Source organism: Thermoactinomyces sp. FSL K6-2592 (assembly GCF_038006465.1).
Lineage (GTDB): Bacteria > Bacillota > Bacilli > Thermoactinomycetales > Thermoactinomycetaceae > Thermoactinomyces > Thermoactinomyces vulgaris.
Genome location: NZ_JBBOVH010000001.1, coordinates 1579425 through 1595068 on the forward strand (window position 1 = coordinate 1579425; position 15644 = coordinate 1595068).

Consider the following 15644-nt stretch of genomic DNA (forward strand, 5'->3'; position numbering starts at 1 on the left):
GGCGGCTTTTTCTTATAAGATCTCCTGAATGGCCCGATTGGCTTCAAATTTGATTTTTTCTTCATCCAAGGTCAGCAATTCCCGGTTCCGCATGACCGGTTTTCCGTCAATGTAGACATCCAAAACATCATTCCGGTTCGCCGAATACACAATATGCGATACCACATCATGCAAAGGCTGCATATGGGGCCCTGACAAATCCAACACCACAAAATCCGCTTTCTTTCCAACTTCCAAGGATCCGGTTTCTTTTTCCAAAAAGGCGCATTCCGCCCCATACAAGGTAGCCATTTTCAACGCCGTCATCGCAGGAACCAGCACCGAATTTTCATGAGCGCCTTTATGGATCATTGCCGCGATATGCATCTCTTCAAACAAATCCAAATTGTTGTTACTGGCCGCCCCGTCCGTGGCCAATCCGGGACGGATGCCTTTTTCAAGCATTTTCGGAATGGGAGCAATACCGCTTCCCAACTTCAAATTGCTTTCCGGGTTGTGAGCGACTTTGACATCATAAGAAGCCAGAATATCAATCTCCTCATCCGTCACATGCACGGCATGCGCCACCAACGCCGGCTGATCAAAAAAGCCCAAACGGCGCAAATGTTCCACCGGCCGGACACCGTAATCCCTCACATTTTGTTCCACTTCTTTCGCGGTTTCCGACATATGGGTATGCAGCGGCAACGAAAGTTCAGCCGCTTTTTCCACAAATTGGCGGATGTAATCCGGTGAACAGGTGTAAGGGGCATGCGGCGCCAGCATGGTGGTGATTCTCCCGTCTGCTTGTCCGTTCCAATCCTTGGCGAATTGCACGGCTTCATTCAGTTTCTGTTTTTGTTCTTCTTCACTGCAAAGTCCGATGGAACCGCGGCACAGCCGGGCGCGCATCCCGGATTCCATCGTGATTTTGGCCACTTCATCCATATGGTCATACATATCCACAAAACATGTGGTCCCGGATTTAATCATTTCCGCGACCGCCAAGGCCGTTCCGGCCGAAACTTGTTTTGCTGTAAACCTGGCTTCCAGCGGCCACATTTTTTCTTCCAGCCACGTTTGTAACGGAAGATCATCGGCATACCCTCTGAGCAACGTCATGGCCGCATGTCCGTGTGTATTGACAAGCCCGGGCATGATCGCGCGTCCCCGGCAATCGATGACTTCATCATAGGAAGCCAGTTCGTCTTCTCCCGGAACCGGACCTATATATGTAATATCGGTGCCATCCACACCCATTGCTCCTTGTTCAATCACTTCTTTTCCTTCCACCAGGGTGATGATCGTGCCGTTAATGAATATCCGTTTCAATCATTTTCCTCCTCACCATTCAAGTAAAAATGCACATCAATATTAAGATAACACGACCGATTTCCTTTTTACAGTTTGCGTTTTTCAATAAACTGAAGAATCGCATCCAATCGTTGTCTTTCACCGGATAAAACCGGTTCAAACAAATCCCCTTTTTCTTTCAAACGGTCAAAAATGTTGAGCAGCGTCCATTCCTTGGGCGAACGAAGTGTTTGGAGTTCCTCCCACTCCAGCGGCGTCGAAACCGTTGCTTCCGACACGGCCCGCGGCGAATAGGGCGCAATTAACGTTTTGTTGTGCCAATGCTGCAGATAATCAATATAAACTTTGTCTCCCCGCTTTTTGACCTGGCGTTCCACCGTGACCAACCGGGGATGAAGTTCGGTCAAATAATGTGCGATCAATTCCCCGATTTTCCTTGTTTCTTCATAAGAGTAAACCGGTTCGATCGGGACATAAATTTGAAGTCCCGTTGCGCCGGAGGTTTTCACCACTCCGGATAACCCCATTTTCTCCAGCACTTCCTTGATCAACCACGCCACTTCCGCCACTTTTTCAAATCCGGGAGCACTGGGATCCAGGTCAAACACCAACTCGGTGGGAACCGGGCGATCCACCCGGTGAAAAGAAACATGGTATTCCAGACAAGCCAGGTTTGCCAGCCAAATCAATGTCGGGACATTATTGAGCAAAATATATTCAATATCCCCTGCCTTGCTGGTCTCTACCCAATCCGGGCGGTAAAAAGGCGCGTTTTTCTGATAAAACGAATCATGATTCACCCCGTCCGGAAAACGGATCGTTGTCAGCAAACGATCCTTGCAATAAGGCAGGAGATAGGATGCCAGACGGGCGCAATACAAAATAAAATCCCACTTTTTGATCCCTGCTTCGGGAAACCAGATTTTATCCGGATTGGTGATCTTTAATTCCCGTCCGTCAACTTGGACGTATCGCTCTTTTTCAGCCATGTGACCTCCCCGTTCAAATGCCTATTTTTCATTGGACAATGACCCGGGACGTGATAAACGCATAGTTTATAACAAACCCTGAAACCCGAGCAAACAGGAGGAATGAAACGTGTTGGAATCTGCCAATCAGCCGCTTCATGATGATTCTGCAGAATTTGTGGCATCCGGGTTGGAGCAGGAACCCATCCATGCATCTCAATTTTTCCCGGGGCCGTTTTTCGGAGCTTCCTTCATTTACCCGCGTCCCTTTTTTTATTTTGGATTTTTTCCTTTCTTCCGCCCTTTTGGACGGTTCGGCCCGTTTTAACTTCATCACCCGTTAAGGAGGAGATTTCGTATGTATCATCATGATAAGGAATGGATGGATACCGAAGAAAATGAAATTGAAACCAAACAACGGGGTTTTTACCCGCCTTTTTCACCCTTCTGGCCACCTTATTATCCCCCGTTCTATCCGTTCTATCCGCCGGTTTTGTTTCCCCCGGTTTTCCGGCCACCTTTCTTTCCCCGGGACCGGCGCCGGGACAGAAGGCGCGGCTATTGACGGAAGGACACTTCCCTTTTATTGGGAGGTGTCCTTTTTTAAAACCTGCAAAAAATATAAAAAAAGGAGGCTTTCGCATGGATTTGAAGCCAATCATCCCGTTTGAACCGGTAACAACGGATGACTTCCCGCAAGGAAAACAATGGATCGCGCAAGTGAAATGGGACGGCGTCCGCATCCTGGCATACCGGAACAGAAACGAAATCAAACTTTTTAACCGCAAAAAAAATGAACGGACGTTTCATTATCCCGAGCTTCAGCATTTGGATCAATCCTTAAGAGCCAAATCGGCAATATTGGACGGGGAAGTCATCGCATTAAAAGACGGGAAACCTTCTTTTTATGAAGTGATGAAAAGAGACGGCCTTCGTAATATCGACCGGGTTTTGACCGTGCAAAAACAAGTTCCGGTTACATATATGGTTTTCGACCTGTTATACTTGGACGGCCAATGGATCATCCACCGGCCACTTTCGGAAAGAACCGCGTTGCTTCATGAAATCTGCGAATCTTCCGGTCCTGTTCAGCTCGTCCCCTCTTATGAAGATGGAAAAGCGCTGTTTGAAGCCGTGAAAGAACACGGCTTGGAAGGAATCGTTTTCAAAGACCAAAACAGCACCTATGCCATCGGCGGGAAAGATCACCGCTGGCAGAAGAAAAAAAATATGCAAGATTTGATTGCGGTGGTGGGGGGCGTCGTTGTACGCGATTCCGTGGCCCGTTCCCTTCTGCTCGGATTATATGATGAAAAGGACCGGCTTTGGTATATCGGACACGCAGGAACCGGCAAATTGACTCACGAAGATTGGAAAACGCTGACCCGCATGATTCAACCTGTTGTGCAGGAGAACATGCCTTTTGTCAATCCGCCTTCCCGGATGAAAAACACACTTTGGCTGAAGCCGGCCATCACGGTGAAAGTTGAATACTTGGAATGGAGCCACGGACACACATTGAGACAGCCGAGCATTCAGGCTTTCGTGACCCATCCTCCCCGCCAATGCCGCTTCGACCAATAAAAAACCCCGGCGCAAGCAGAAAACCCGCTAACGCCGGGTCCGCATGCCGGGCAGCTCATCCACGGTCGTCCAGGGACAAAGCCTCTTCATCGGCAATGATGGTGACATTCGGATGTTGTTTCAAAATGGAAGCCGGCAATTCCGGGGACGGCTCGTCCATGGTAAACAGCCGGTGCAAGACCGGGGCTTTCATCTTCCCGTTGGCAAGCAAGACAATCTTTTTGCTTTTCATAATGGTCGAAAGCCCCATTGTGATCGCATGGGTGGGAACCTGATCCTTCGCATCAAAAAAAGGACGGTTGGCTTCCCGGGTCGATTCCGTCAACTTCACCACGTGGGTCTTGGAGGAAAAAGGGGTTCCGGGTTCATTAAATCCGATATGCCCGTTTCTGCCGATCCCCAAAATTTGCAAATCGATGCCTCCGTGTTCTTCGATCTCCCGCTCATAACGCACACATTCCTCTTCCGGATTTTTTGCCAAGCCATCCGGAATATGGGTTTGGCCGACAGGAATATCGATATGGCGAAAGAGATGTTCCATCATGTAGAAGAAATAACTGGTTGCATCCTCAGGTCCCAACCCGACATACTCATCCAAATTGAAGGTGGTGACATGCCGGTAGGAAGTACCGTTTTGCCGGTGGTCCGAAACCAGTTTTTCATAAACACCGGTGGGGGTCGCGCCGGTCGCAAGTCCCAGCACGGGAGACTCCGTTTCCTTTACAATCCGGATGATTCGTTCAGCCGCCAGATCACACATTTCTTCATAGTTTTGTACACGGACCAGTTCCATCATTCATTCCTCCTGTGTCTGTTGATACGCAAACTCGCCGCGGCAGATCGTGAGGTAAATTTCCAAGTCGGGATTTAACACCACCAGGTCCGCATCTTTGCCGACCCGGATACTCCCTTTGCTATCATCCATCTTTAATTCTTTGGCCGCGTTGGAAGCAGTCATTTGGATCACTTCTTCCATGGTGCACCCGGTATATTCGATCATATTTTTTGCAGCATCCTTCATTTTTAAAATGCTTCCGGCCAACGTACCGTCTTCCAAGCGGGCATCCCGGTCCGAGACAAAGACCTTTTGTCCTCCCAGATCATAATTGCCCCTCTTCATGCATTTGGCACGCATGGCATCAGTGATCAGCAAAATCCGGTCACTCGTGATTTGCTGGTAAGCCAGCCGCACGCTGCGCGGATCGATATGGATCCCGTCCACAATCATTTCCACATTCAATTCTTTACGCAACATTGCCGCTCCGGCGACACCGGGCTCCCGGTGATGAAATCCGCGCATGCCGTTAAAAAGATGGGTGACGTGGGAGATACCGGCTTCGATTCCTTCCATCACTTGATCATAGGTGGCATCGGAATGGCCGATGGAAGCAATGACCCCCGTCTCCTTCAAATAGGCAGCCAGTTCATACCCGCCCGGTTCTTCCGGGGCCAATGTGACCAATTTAATGGTTCCGCGGGCAGCCTCCTGCCATTTTTTAAACTGCTTTACATCGGGTTCCAAGATAAATTCCAACGGTTGCGCGCCTTTGCGCTTGGCATTGACAAACGGCCCTTCCAGATGAACCCCCACGCATTCTGCTTTGCCCGGGGTTTGATGATGCTTTATATATTCCGCGGCATTTTTCAGCGCCTTTTCAATGTTCTCCGGTGACTGAGTAATCGTTGTCGCCAAAAATGCGGTTGTCCCTTCCCGGGCCAAAGCAACCGCCATTTGATCCAATGCTTCCGGCGTGGCATCCATCACATCAGCCCCGGCGGCACCGTGAATATGGACATCAATCATTCCCGGAACCACGGTTCTTCCTTGGACATCCAGCACGGACCCGCCGGAAGGAGGAACATCATCGTCCATGGTGCCGATCGCCGATATTTTATCCTTTGTCACAGAGATAAAACCGTTTGGTATCAAACCGTTTTCAGCATAAATCTTTGCATTGATCAAGGTCCACGTAACTTCGTTCATATGAATAACTCCTTTGTTCTGCTTGTCATTCTAAAGTTTAACGCTGTCTATCCCATCCGTCCATCGGATGGCAATGTCCGTTCATATCAGATACCCGGCCCGAATAAAGCACGCCGCTTTTTCATTGCCAGTTTGCATTATCTTTGCTAAAATATCTTCCAATCAATAAACCCTTTTATCTTTTCATATTTCCAGTCGACTTGTAAAGAAGATGGCGGTCTCTCATGCCATCTTTTCTTTTATCTTCACCTTGTCAATGTCAACGAAAAAGGAGTCCACAGCATGAATCAGCCATCATCGGTGAAAAAAGCCATTTTAATTGCAGGGATTGTTTTTGTTGCATTTAATTTACGCCCTTCGATCACTTCCGTCGGGCCCGTGATTCATTCGATTCGCGCCGATCTGAACATCTCCAATGGAACGGCCGGATTTCTCACCACTTTGCCGTTGATTGCTTTTGCCCTGCTGTCTCTTGTGGCCCCGCTTTTATCCCGCAAGTGGGGAAATGAGCGAACCATCTTCATCGGGCTTTTCACACTGGTATGCGGCATTCTTATCCGTTCGGCCGGAACGGTGTTCACCGTCTTTTTCGGCACGGTTTGGATCGGAGTCGGAATTGCCATCGGAAACGTGCTGCTTCCCGGGATCGTAAAAGAAAAATTTCCGGATCAAGCCGGCTGGATGACCAGCATTTACACCACTTCAATGAACACCTTTGCCGCCATCGGATCAGCTGTGAGCATTCCGCTGGCGGATGCGTTGAACGGGGGATGGAAATCCTCTCTTTCTTTTTGGGCATGGATGGCCGTTGCTGCTTTGTGTATCTGGATTCCCCAAGTCCGAAGCAGAGATCAAATCCGGCCGGCCAAAGCGGAACCGGTCCGGACAGGCGGCACCTTGATGTGGCGTTCGTCGCTTGCCTGGTATGTGACCATTTTCATGGGACTGCAATCCTTTCTGTTTTACTGCACGATCACCTGGCTTCCCGCCATCATGCAAAGCCGGGGATTCAGTGAAGAAACCGCAGGTTGGATGGTATCGGTCATGCAACTCATCAGCCTTCCGGCCACTTTTGCCACCCCGGTTCTGGCCAACCGGCTTTCCCAGCAAAAAGGAATCGCCTTCGCCATCGGACTGATTCACCTTTCGGGAATCATCGGTTTGTTCACCAGCGAACCGGTTCTTCTGTATATCAGTATTGCCCTGATCGGGATGGCCCAAGGTGCCAGCGTCAGCCTGGCCCTCACGCTGATCACACTGAGGACGGCTGATGCCAAAGAAGCCGCCAATCTTTCCGGCATGTCGCAATCCGTCGGGTATCTCCTTGCCGCCTTTGGTCCGATCCTGCTGGGTTATCTCTTTGATGCAACCCGCTCATGGGTTCCGTCCCTTGTGCTCCTGCTGGCAACAACTGTCTGTTTGATTCTTTCCGGACTGGGGGCCGGCCGCCGGGGTCATGTCGCATGATACGAAAAAAGAAGGTTCGCATCCTGCAGGATGTGAACCTTCTTTTTTCATGAATCAAACCTGATCCGTCGCTCTCCGTTTTAAGAAATAATAAACCGGCAGTCCAATGACCATAATGAAGATTGCACCCAATCCGCCGACCGGATCATGCTGGAGCATGCTGACAATGATGTAAATCGAACCGACAATGGCAACCAGAGGCACCAACGGGTAAAGCGGAACACTGTAAGGCCGCTCTTTCCCGCTGTTTCTTCTGCGCAAAGTAAACACGGCAAAAAAGGCAAAAATATAAAAGAGATAAATGGAAAATACCGAGATATCCGACAAACGGTTCGGATCGCTGATCAGCATGAAAACCGTGGCGATCGCCGCTTGTGAAATAATGGAAACATAAGGCGTGTGAAATTTCGGATGCACCTTGCCCAACCCTTTGGAAAACGGCAATTGGCCGTTTTTGGCCATCGCATACGGGATCCGCGGAAAAGCCATCATTTTTCCGTTCAGGCAACCAAAAATCGAAATAATGATTCCAATGGTGATCAAAATCCCGCCAAAATCGCCAAACAACGTTGTTGCCGCCGTACTTGCCGCGTTTTCACCCAACTTCACAATATCTTCTGCAGGCAACACATACAAAAGGGCCATATTGACAAGCAAATAAACCACGGTGACCCCCGCCAAACCGATAAAAATCACCTTCGGCAACAATCTGGTCGGGTTTTTCATTTCCCCGGCAACGGATCCGACCAAAATCCATCCGTCATACGCAAACAAGGTTGCCAGCACGGCCGCGCCAAAGCTGAATTCTTCCGGCTCGAAAGCCCCCGGGGTGAAGATCGACTGTTCTCCCTTCCATAAACCGAAGATGATAATGAGCACAATCGGAATCAGTTTGGCCGCCGTGGAGATGTTTTGCACCCATCCTCCATACTTCGTTCCGGTGATGTTCACCAACATCAGCAATACCACAAACCCGATCCCGATTCCTTTCAACCATGACTCGTCCAGGCCAAACAGATGAACAATCAATGAACCCAGATACAAACCCAATGCGGCAATGACCGCCGGACCGTACACCACGGTCTGCACCCATCCGCATAAATATCCCCAAAACTTTCCATACGTTTCTTCCAAATAAATATATAACCCGCCCGTTTTGGGAATTTGCGCTCCCACTTCAGCAACGGTCAGTCCGCTGGCCAATGTGATCAATCCCCCCAAAAGCCAGGCGAACAAAGCCATCTTTGCATTTCCTGAAGAGGCCAACACTTCGCCGGGTTTCATAAAAACCCCGGAACCGATGACTGTTCCGATTACAATGGATAATGCCGTAATAAATCCAATGTCCCTTTTTAAATGATTGCTGTTGTGTTCTGCGTTCATGGTGTCCTCCTTATAAAGACAAATGTCTTTTAGAGGATTATACATTATCAAGATGGGAATATGTATAAAAATAATAAAGTAACTCAATTTAGAATATATCCATAAAAAAGAAGCCGTCTCTTGTGAAGAGACGGCGCGGCGCCCGGTTCCGGCATTTAATCTTCGTGAAGGACACCCGTGGGTTCATTGGCTGGACCGTTGGCAGTTTCCATTTTTTGCTTCCGGATTACTTCCCGGATCCGCGGCTGGGGATCTTTCCACCCCGGCGGCTTGATCACTTTTCCGTCCGTTTCCCGGTAACGGGGTTTTCCATCCGGCCACAACTTGCTCATATTGGCTTCATGGACGATTTGAAAAACCGCTTCCGGCTTCACTCCCATTTCCACCAGCGTGCCCAACGCCAGGTAAATGGTATCGATCATGGCATCCGCTTGATCTTCAATGGTCGAAGCTTTGGCAAACTCGTCCAATTCTTCCTCCATCCATTTTTTGCGCTTGGCGACCCGTTCTTCGGACAGTTTCCCGGGTTGGTCGCTCACCGGAACCGAGTAAGCTTGATGAAATGCTTTGACTTTTCTCCAGGCCTCATTCATGGTCAGAATCCTTCCTATCCATATTAAAGGTCACTGAAATCCAGGTTTCCGGCTTTTGCATAGTTGGTCACTTTCTGCTCAAAAAAGTCGGTTTTGGTGGCATTGAGATTGGAGAAGCTTTCCACCCATTTCATGGGATGGGACGTGATTTCCGGATACAAAATTTCCAGTCCCAGCCGTCCCAACCGTTCATTGGCCAAAAATTTGATGTACCGGTCAATGAGGTCATTGTTCAATCCCTGAATGTGATTGTTGGTGATATATTGTCCCCAGCGGATTTCATGTTGCACGGCAGTCCGGGTCATTTCCCGCAATTCTTCAATCAATTCCGGCGTAAACAGATCCGGGTTTTCCTTACGCAACTCTTTGATCATGTTTTGGAACAACACCACATGGGTCAGTTCATCACGCTGAATGTATTTGATAATCGTTGCCGTGGCGGTCATTTTCCCGTTTCGCGCCAAGGCATAGAAGAAGGAGAATCCGCTGTAGAAGTAGAGAGATTCCAGCAAAAAGTTCGCCATGCACGTCCGGACAAAGTTTTTGTCATTCCGGTTATCCACAAACTGCTGATATAAATCGGCAATAAACCGGTTCCGTTCCAAAAGCCGCGGATCATTGCGCCATTCATCATAAATGTTTTCCCGTGTTTCCGGCGAACAAACACTGTCCAAAATATAGCTGTATGACTGGGCGTGAATCTCTTCCTGAAACGCCTGGATATTTAACAAGGAGCAAACTTCCGGCGCCGTCACATACTCATTGATGTTCGGCAGGTTCTCCCCTTGAATCGAGTCCAAAAAGTTGAGAAAGGAAATGGTTTTGTCAAAAGCACGCCGTTCTTCCGGACTCAATTCCGCGAACATTTTGGCGTCTCCCGCCAACGGAATTTCCTCGGGAATCCAAAAGTTGTTCAGCATGGTCCGGTACAATTTGTGTGCCCAATCGTATTTAATCCGGTTCCACTCTCTCAGGTTGGTGGTGTTTCCGTTAATCATGCGTTGGGTTCCCCGTTGCCCGTGTTCATTAAATATTTTTTTTCGTTGCAATTTTTCCATTTTCTTCATTTCCCCTTCTCTTCAGGATGAACAACTGACGCATTCTTCCACTTCAATGGATTGGTTCCGGACATAGTAGATGGTTTTCAGCCCATGCTTCCAGGCATCCATATACAGCGACAAAAATTCTTTTGCCGATGTGTCGGGGGTGATATACAGATTAAATGACTGAGATTGGTCAATATGCCGCTGTCTTTTCCCCGCAGCCCGGATGCTCCAATGCTGGTCAATCCGATGGGCTTCTTTATAGTACCAAGCCGTTTGGGGCGACAAATTGGGAGCCGTAAGCGGAATGACCGCCCCCCGTTTTTCCTCCACAAAATATTTGGCATAAACCGGATCAATGCCCGCCGTCGATCCGGCAATCAAGGAGGTCGATCCGGTCGGTGCCACGGCGAACAACCACGCATTTCTCAACCCGTGTTTTTGCACGTCCTTGCGCAATTGTTGCCAGCGTGGACTGGTGTAACCGCGCCGCCGGAAATACTCTCCGGTTTGCCATTCGCTTCCTTCAAAGCAAGGATAGCTTCCCTTTTCTTTGGCGATTTCCATGGACGCTTTGATCGCTTGATAAGCAATCTCTTCAAAGAGACGGTCCGCTTCTTCCAGATGTTCTTCCGACTCCCATACAATTTGATGCTGAGCCAGATATTGATGGTATCCGCTCGTCCCCAAGCCGACGGCCCGGTATTTTTTATTGGTCCGTTCCGCTTGTTTGACCGGATAGATATTCAAATCCACCACATTATCCAACATGCGCATTTGAACCGGGATGATCCGCTTGATGTCTTCAAGGGATTGAATCCGTCCCAGATTCAGCGATGACAAGTTGCACACGACAAAATCGCCCGGCTTGGTTTTGGTGACGATCACACCGTCTTCCAACTCCTCGCTGATCCATTCCGTCGGGGACATGTTTTGGCAGATTTCGGTACACAGATTGGAAGAATAGATCATCCCTTGATGTTTATTGGGATTGGCCCGGTTGACCGCATCCCGGAAAAACACGAAAGGCGTTCCTGTTTCAAAAGCGCTGACCATGATCCGTTTCATGATCTCAATGGCCGGAACCTTTTGCTTTTTCAAGTCCGGACGGGCTTCACATTCCAGGTAACGTTTTTCAAACTCGCTTCCCCAGTAATCTTCGATGGAATATCCCATCACTTCCCGGATCTCGTGGGGATCGAACAAATGCCAGTCGCCACGTTCCTCCACCCGTTTCATAAACAAATCCGGAATGCAAACGCCCGGGAAAATATCATGGGCTTTCAACCGGTCATCGCCGTTATTGGTTTTGAGATTGAGAAAATCAAAAATATCGGCATGCCAGACATCCAAATAAATAGCGAAGGCCCCACGGCGGACTCCCAACTGGTCAACGGCCACCGCCGTGTTATTGTAATTCCGGATCCAGGGAATCACCCCGCCGGAAGCGCCATGATGCCCGCGGATCTTGGAACCTTTGGCCCGGACTTTCCCCAGATAGATGCCGACCCCGCCTCCGTGTTTGGAAACTTGGGCCGTCGCCGAATTGGTGTGGTAGATCGACCACAACGAGTCCCCCACCGTATCGATAAAACAAGAAGACAACTGATGGAGGGGTTTTCCCGCATTGCTCAACGTCGGGGTGGCAACCGTGATTTCCAATTTGGACAAAACATCATAAAACCGTTTCGCCCACCCCACACGGTCTTCTTCTTTTTGCGCCAGATGCATGGCGATGACCATAAAACGCTCTTGCGGCAATTCCATGATCCGTCCGTCATAATCCTTCACAAGATAACGGTCTAACAACACTTTTAATCCAATGTAATTAAACAACAAATCCCGCTCTGGTTTCATGTACGATTCCAATTCATCGATTTCATTCTTTTCGTATGATTCCAACAAATAAGCGCCGTATAATTTTTTCTCCGTCAAGGTATGTATCAGCGGATAAAATCCGCCATACTTCCTGGCAGACGGGTAACTGCGGTTCTCTGCCGCCTCCATGTACAACTCATGGGCCAACAAATGCGCGGCGACAAATTGCCAATCCGGCTCTTCCGCCGTTGTTTTTTCCACCGTGGTTCGAATAATGGTTTGCAACACTTCTTTGTCCGTCATATTTTCGTGCAATTGCGCTTCCGCTTCCCTCAGCCATTCTTCTCGATTCAAATGCGGAAAGCGCCGGCACGCTTCATCCATCAAATTTAGAAACGGGTTGATTTGATCCAGAGTCGTCTTCAACACAACGAACACCTGCCATTCATACTATATATAGTTGCTATCTAAGTATAACCAACACAATATATAGTGCCAAACAGCAAAAAAAAAGCTAATATGACATCTGTCCGTTCGAGAAGCAAAATTCAACCCGGGATATTCCTTTTTCTCGAAGAAGCTCGGTCCCCCGGGGGTTGACAAAGCCCTGTCCGGATTGATTTCTTGTTTTTCGGCATGTTTTTTTATTGAAATCCCTGCAAATACATGAATTTAACATTTATTCATGGCATTCATCATTTGTTTTGTTTTTTCTTTTTTGAGCGTTTTGTCTGTGTTGCAAACTTGTTTTCGATTTTCCAAGGACAAAAAAGGGTCCGCTTCTTTTCCCATCCCCCGTTTTCTACACTTTGGTGCAGGAAACTTTGTAGAATTCACATTGCCGGCATTTTGGCATATAAATGTTCACCCGGGTTTCATTTGTCTGCTCCACTTCCCGCATCTGTTGAATGACTGTCAATAATTGTTCCTTTAATTGCGGAGTCCACTCCACCTTGCACACCCGGTTTTGATAGCGGATTTCCCCCCGGATTTTTTTCGCTTGATAGGTTTCCTCCACAAGCAAAAAATAAGCAGCCAATTGCAACCGGTCGCCGTCATAGGGGTGTGTCCTTTTTAACATTCCTGATTTGTATTCCACCACGAAATAAGTTCCGTCCTTCATTTTCCAGATCTCGTCAGGCTTGCCCCGGATGCCCCATTTTTTGTTGACCAGAACTTTCCCCGCACCGGTTGCGTCTGAATACACCAAACTTCTTTTGGATTTTAAGAAAAACCGTAAAAAAATCAACAGGAAAACCAGCAAAACAGAGAGGAACATGGCCATCAAGCATTCATCACCGTCCAAATCACAAACAACAGGATCACGACAAGCAACACCGCCACTGCCCAATCCGTCCCTTTCGTTTTCACCCACACCGAAACGGCTTTCTTCCGGTGGTAACGCTTCCCTTTTTGAAAAAGCCGTTTTTGGGTTTTCAACTTTTGTTCATCGGCTTCGACCAACCCTTGCCGGTGCAATTTGGCCAGCCTCCATTGCTCGGGACAATAACAAAACTGATTGATTTCCTTTGCAGTGATCCACCTCTTTTTCAATCCGGATATCCCCTTCTTTATGCCATTCTTTTTGTTATATTTTACCAAATTTTCTGTATCTTTTAAATAAAAAACACCCCTTCCCCGTCGAATGTTTCAAGGAAAGGGTGATGAATCCACTTCATTTTTATTTCAGCGACCGGCTCCAGTCTTGTGCGGCATTCCCTTCCAAAAAGCGTTCACAATCGAGTGCTGCCATACAACCGCTTCCGGCCGCCGTGATCGCCTGACGGTAAACGCGGTCTTGCACATCCCCGCAGGCAAAAACACCGGGGACATTGGTTTGCGTCGTTCCAGGCTTCACTTGGACGTAACCCAACTCATCCAAATCAATTTGCCCTTGAAGGAAGCCGGTGTTGGGTTGGTGCCCGATGGCAACGAAAATACCGTCTGCTTCCAGAATTTCTTCTTCCCCTGTTTCGTTATTTTTCACCTTTAATCCTTTGACTCCTTGTTCCCCACGGATCACTTCCACCGGTGTCCGGTTCATGGCCCACTTGATCTTCTCGTTTTGCCGTGCCCGGTCCTGCATGATTTTGGATGCCCGCAATTCATTGCGCCGGTGAACAATGGTGACTTCCGATGCAAAACGGGTCAGGAAAGTGGCCTCTTCCATCGCGGAATCGCCGCCGCCTACAACCAGCAATTTTTTGCCGCGGAAGAAGAAGCCGTCGCATGTCGCACAAGTGCTCACGCCCATCCCGATGCTTTCTTTTTCGCCGGGAATTCCCAACAATTTGGCCGTTGCCCCCGTAGAGATAATGAGCGCAGACGTTTCAATCACTTCATCTTCTCCAAGAAACAATTGAAAAGGACGCTTGGACAAGTCGACCTTTTTCACCCAGCCGCGTTTGAAGGTGGCTCCAAAACGTTCGGCCTGCTTTCGCATATTATCCATCAATTCCGGGCCCATGATTCCGTCCGGAAAGCCCGGAAAATTTTCCACTTCCGTCGTGGTCGTCAGTTGTCCGCCCGGTTCAGGCCCTTCAATCACCAACGGTTCCATGTTGGCGCGAGCCAGATAAATGGCTGCGGTCAACCCTGCCGGACCGGTTCCCAATACAATCACTTTTTGCATGTTGTTTACCCCCTGTTCACAATGATGATCTATGTCACATATGTAACCTTCTATGATTACAGCATCCCTTCATCATTGTAACTGAAATTTCGCCATGAAGCCAAACGGATTTCCGGCCTCCTCTTTGAAAACTCTCCTTGTTCAGGATGCTTTCACTTCCTGGAATGCCCGCAAAAAATTATCTTTGGGATGCGCCCCGGCCATGGCCAACCGGCCCTGGATAATAAAAAAAGGAATGCTTTGAATCCCTGAATTCCCGGCCTGTTCCAAATCTTTTTCGACTTCGTGCCGGATACTCTCGTCCAAAAGCGCCTCCCTCGCCTCATTCGGATCATATCCCACGGCTTCGGCGATCCCGGTCAACACGTCCATATCACCAATATTATGCCCTTGTTCAAAATAAGCCTGATACAATTTTTCAGCCATCTGCGTTTTCTTCCCGGGATCGGTCCACTTCAGGAGCATATGAGGCGCCATGGTGTTGGGAAGCCATTCAATCCGGTCAAACTTGAATTTCAAACCGACGGGGGCCCCGGCTCTTGAAATCTGTTCCAATGCCTGATAAGCCCTTGACATGTTTCCCATTTTGCGCACCATCATATCCATAAACAAAACGCCACGGGGCGGGATCTCCGGATATAACATATACGAACGGTATTTAATTTCAAACGGTTCGCCGGATTGTTCCGTCCATTCCTGCATGGCATCTTTGAGATTTTTATGGCCAATCCGGCACCAAGGACAGGTCAAATCATGATAAACCTCAATATCCATTTGTCTCTCCTTTAAAATCACACAACTGCAAACTCCAGTATATCATAAGAAAAAAATATTAGATACGATACCAAAGTAAGCATCAGACTGCATGGAAACCCGCCC

16 protein-coding genes are annotated in these 15644 nt (G+C 48.5%); 4 read left to right on the forward strand and 12 right to left on the reverse strand.

All coding sequences use genetic code 11. The features are described 5' to 3' along the window. Positions 1–12 precede the first annotated feature (12 nt). Both NYE37_RS08250 and ligD read right to left on the reverse strand, forming a co-directional pair. A complete protein-coding gene (locus NYE37_RS08250; protein WP_049720073.1) occupies positions 13–1311 on the reverse strand; it encodes an amidohydrolase in 1299 nt (432 codons plus the stop codon). Positions 1312–1379: 68 nt separating this feature from the next. Beyond that, on the reverse strand, positions 1380–2282 hold the full coding sequence (gene ligD, locus NYE37_RS08255; RefSeq protein WP_049720072.1) for a non-homologous end-joining DNA ligase: 903 nt from the start codon (positions 2280–2282) through the stop codon (positions 1380–1382). Between the two features lie 109 nt (positions 2283–2391). Between ligD and NYE37_RS08260 the strand changes: the two genes are divergently transcribed. The 3 genes from NYE37_RS08260 to NYE37_RS08270 all read left to right on the forward strand — a co-directional run bounded on the left by NYE37_RS08260 (position 2392) and on the right by NYE37_RS08270 (position 3845). Then, entirely contained in the window at positions 2392–2589 is a 198-nt protein-coding gene (locus tag NYE37_RS08260) for a hypothetical protein (protein ID WP_049720071.1), read from the forward strand. 30 nt (positions 2590–2619) lie between these two features. Beyond that, a complete protein-coding gene (locus NYE37_RS08265; protein ID WP_049720070.1) occupies positions 2620–2826 on the forward strand; it encodes a hypothetical protein in 207 nt (68 codons plus the stop codon). A 77-nt stretch (positions 2827–2903) separates the two neighbouring features. Further along, on the forward strand, positions 2904–3845 hold the full coding sequence (locus NYE37_RS08270) for an ATP-dependent DNA ligase (protein WP_049720069.1): 942 nt from the start codon (positions 2904–2906) through the stop codon (positions 3843–3845). A gap of 55 nt (positions 3846–3900) precedes the next feature. Here NYE37_RS08270 and nagB read toward each other — a convergent pair whose 3' ends face one another. Both nagB and nagA read right to left on the reverse strand, forming a co-directional pair. Then, complete coding sequence (gene nagB, locus NYE37_RS08275) at positions 3901–4638, reverse strand: glucosamine-6-phosphate deaminase (protein ID WP_340711915.1); 738 nt, start codon at positions 4636–4638, stop codon at positions 3901–3903. Positions 4639–4641: 3 nt separating this feature from the next. Then, a complete protein-coding gene (nagA, locus tag NYE37_RS08280; RefSeq protein ID WP_340711916.1) occupies positions 4642–5829 on the reverse strand; it encodes an N-acetylglucosamine-6-phosphate deacetylase in 1188 nt (395 codons plus the stop codon). A gap of 282 nt (positions 5830–6111) precedes the next feature. Here nagA and NYE37_RS08285 point away from each other — a divergent pair, with 282 nt between their 5' ends. Then, positions 6112–7296 (forward strand): CynX/NimT family MFS transporter, encoded by a 1185-nt coding sequence (locus tag NYE37_RS08285; protein WP_049720067.1) that lies wholly within the window; start codon positions 6112–6114, stop codon positions 7294–7296. 54 nt (positions 7297–7350) lie between these two features. Here the strand turns inward: NYE37_RS08285 and NYE37_RS08290 are convergent, their stop codons facing one another. The 8 genes from NYE37_RS08290 to NYE37_RS08325 form a co-directional block, all read right to left on the reverse strand. Then, positions 7351–8679: an APC family permease gene (locus tag NYE37_RS08290; RefSeq protein ID WP_049720066.1), complete on the reverse strand. Its 1329-nt coding sequence runs from the start codon at positions 8677–8679 to the stop codon at positions 7351–7353. Positions 8680–8834: 155 nt separating this feature from the next. Further along, entirely contained in the window at positions 8835–9272 is a 438-nt protein-coding gene (locus tag NYE37_RS08295) for an HAD family hydrolase (protein WP_049720065.1), read from the reverse strand. Between the two features lie 23 nt (positions 9273–9295). After that, entirely contained in the window at positions 9296–10339 is a 1044-nt protein-coding gene (locus NYE37_RS08300; protein WP_240790227.1) for a ribonucleotide-diphosphate reductase subunit beta, read from the reverse strand. A gap of 12 nt (positions 10340–10351) precedes the next feature. After that, on the reverse strand, positions 10352–12517 hold the full coding sequence (locus NYE37_RS08305; RefSeq protein ID WP_445330307.1) for a ribonucleoside-diphosphate reductase subunit alpha: 2166 nt from the start codon (positions 12515–12517) through the stop codon (positions 10352–10354). Between the two features lie 418 nt (positions 12518–12935). After that, a complete protein-coding gene (gene cas4 / locus NYE37_RS08310; protein ID WP_049720063.1) occupies positions 12936–13418 on the reverse strand; it encodes a CRISPR-associated protein Cas4 in 483 nt (160 codons plus the stop codon). Next, the gene (locus tag NYE37_RS08315) at positions 13418–13687 is read right to left on the reverse strand and encodes a hypothetical protein (RefSeq protein WP_049720062.1); all 270 of its coding nucleotides are present in this window, start codon (positions 13685–13687) and stop codon (positions 13418–13420) included. The genes cas4 and NYE37_RS08315 overlap by 1 nt, the downstream gene beginning before the upstream one ends. 127 nt (positions 13688–13814) lie before the next feature. Next, positions 13815–14765 carry a thioredoxin-disulfide reductase gene (trxB, locus tag NYE37_RS08320; RefSeq protein WP_049720061.1) on the reverse strand — a complete coding sequence of 317 codons (951 nt, stop codon included), beginning with the start codon at positions 14763–14765 and terminating at the stop codon, positions 13815–13817. 141 nt (positions 14766–14906) lie between these two features. Next, complete coding sequence (locus NYE37_RS08325; protein WP_049720060.1) at positions 14907–15539, reverse strand: DsbA family oxidoreductase; 633 nt, start codon at positions 15537–15539, stop codon at positions 14907–14909. Between the last annotated feature and the right edge of the window lie 105 nt (positions 15540–15644).

What these genes read in the sequence shown, in the direction of transcription:
- ligD (WP_049720072.1), bottom strand. Translation starts at nt 2,282, where the DNA reads ATGGCTGAAAAAGAGCGATACGTCCAAGTTGACGGACGGGAATTAAAG.
- NYE37_RS08325 (WP_049720060.1), bottom strand. Translation starts at nt 15,539, where the DNA reads ATGGATATTGAGGTTTATCATGATTTGACCTGTCCTTGGTGCCGGATT.
- NYE37_RS08300 (WP_240790227.1), bottom strand. Translation starts at nt 10,339, where the DNA reads ATGAAGAAAATGGAAAAATTGCAACGAAAAAAAATATTTAATGAACAC.
- trxB (WP_049720061.1), bottom strand. Translation starts at nt 14,765, where the DNA reads ATGCAAAAAGTGATTGTATTGGGAACCGGTCCGGCAGGGTTGACCGCA.
- NYE37_RS08295 (WP_049720065.1), bottom strand. Translation starts at nt 9,272, where the DNA reads ATGAATGAGGCCTGGAGAAAAGTCAAAGCATTTCATCAAGCTTACTCG.
- cas4 (WP_049720063.1), bottom strand. Translation starts at nt 13,418, where the DNA reads ATGGCCATGTTCCTCTCTGTTTTGCTGGTTTTCCTGTTGATTTTTTTA.
- nagA (WP_340711916.1), bottom strand. Translation starts at nt 5,829, where the DNA reads ATGAACGAAGTTACGTGGACCTTGATCAATGCAAAGATTTATGCTGAA.
- NYE37_RS08285 (WP_049720067.1), top strand. Translation starts at nt 6,112, where the DNA reads ATGAATCAGCCATCATCGGTGAAAAAAGCCATTTTAATTGCAGGGATT.
- NYE37_RS08270 (WP_049720069.1), top strand. Translation starts at nt 2,904, where the DNA reads ATGGATTTGAAGCCAATCATCCCGTTTGAACCGGTAACAACGGATGAC.
- nagB (WP_340711915.1), bottom strand. Translation starts at nt 4,638, where the DNA reads ATGGAACTGGTCCGTGTACAAAACTATGAAGAAATGTGTGATCTGGCG.
- NYE37_RS08305 (WP_445330307.1), bottom strand. Translation starts at nt 12,517, where the DNA reads ATGGATGAAGCGTGCCGGCGCTTTCCGCATTTGAATCGAGAAGAATGG.
- NYE37_RS08265 (WP_049720070.1), top strand. Translation starts at nt 2,620, where the DNA reads ATGTATCATCATGATAAGGAATGGATGGATACCGAAGAAAATGAAATT.
- NYE37_RS08290 (WP_049720066.1), bottom strand. Translation starts at nt 8,679, where the DNA reads ATGAACGCAGAACACAACAGCAATCATTTAAAAAGGGACATTGGATTT.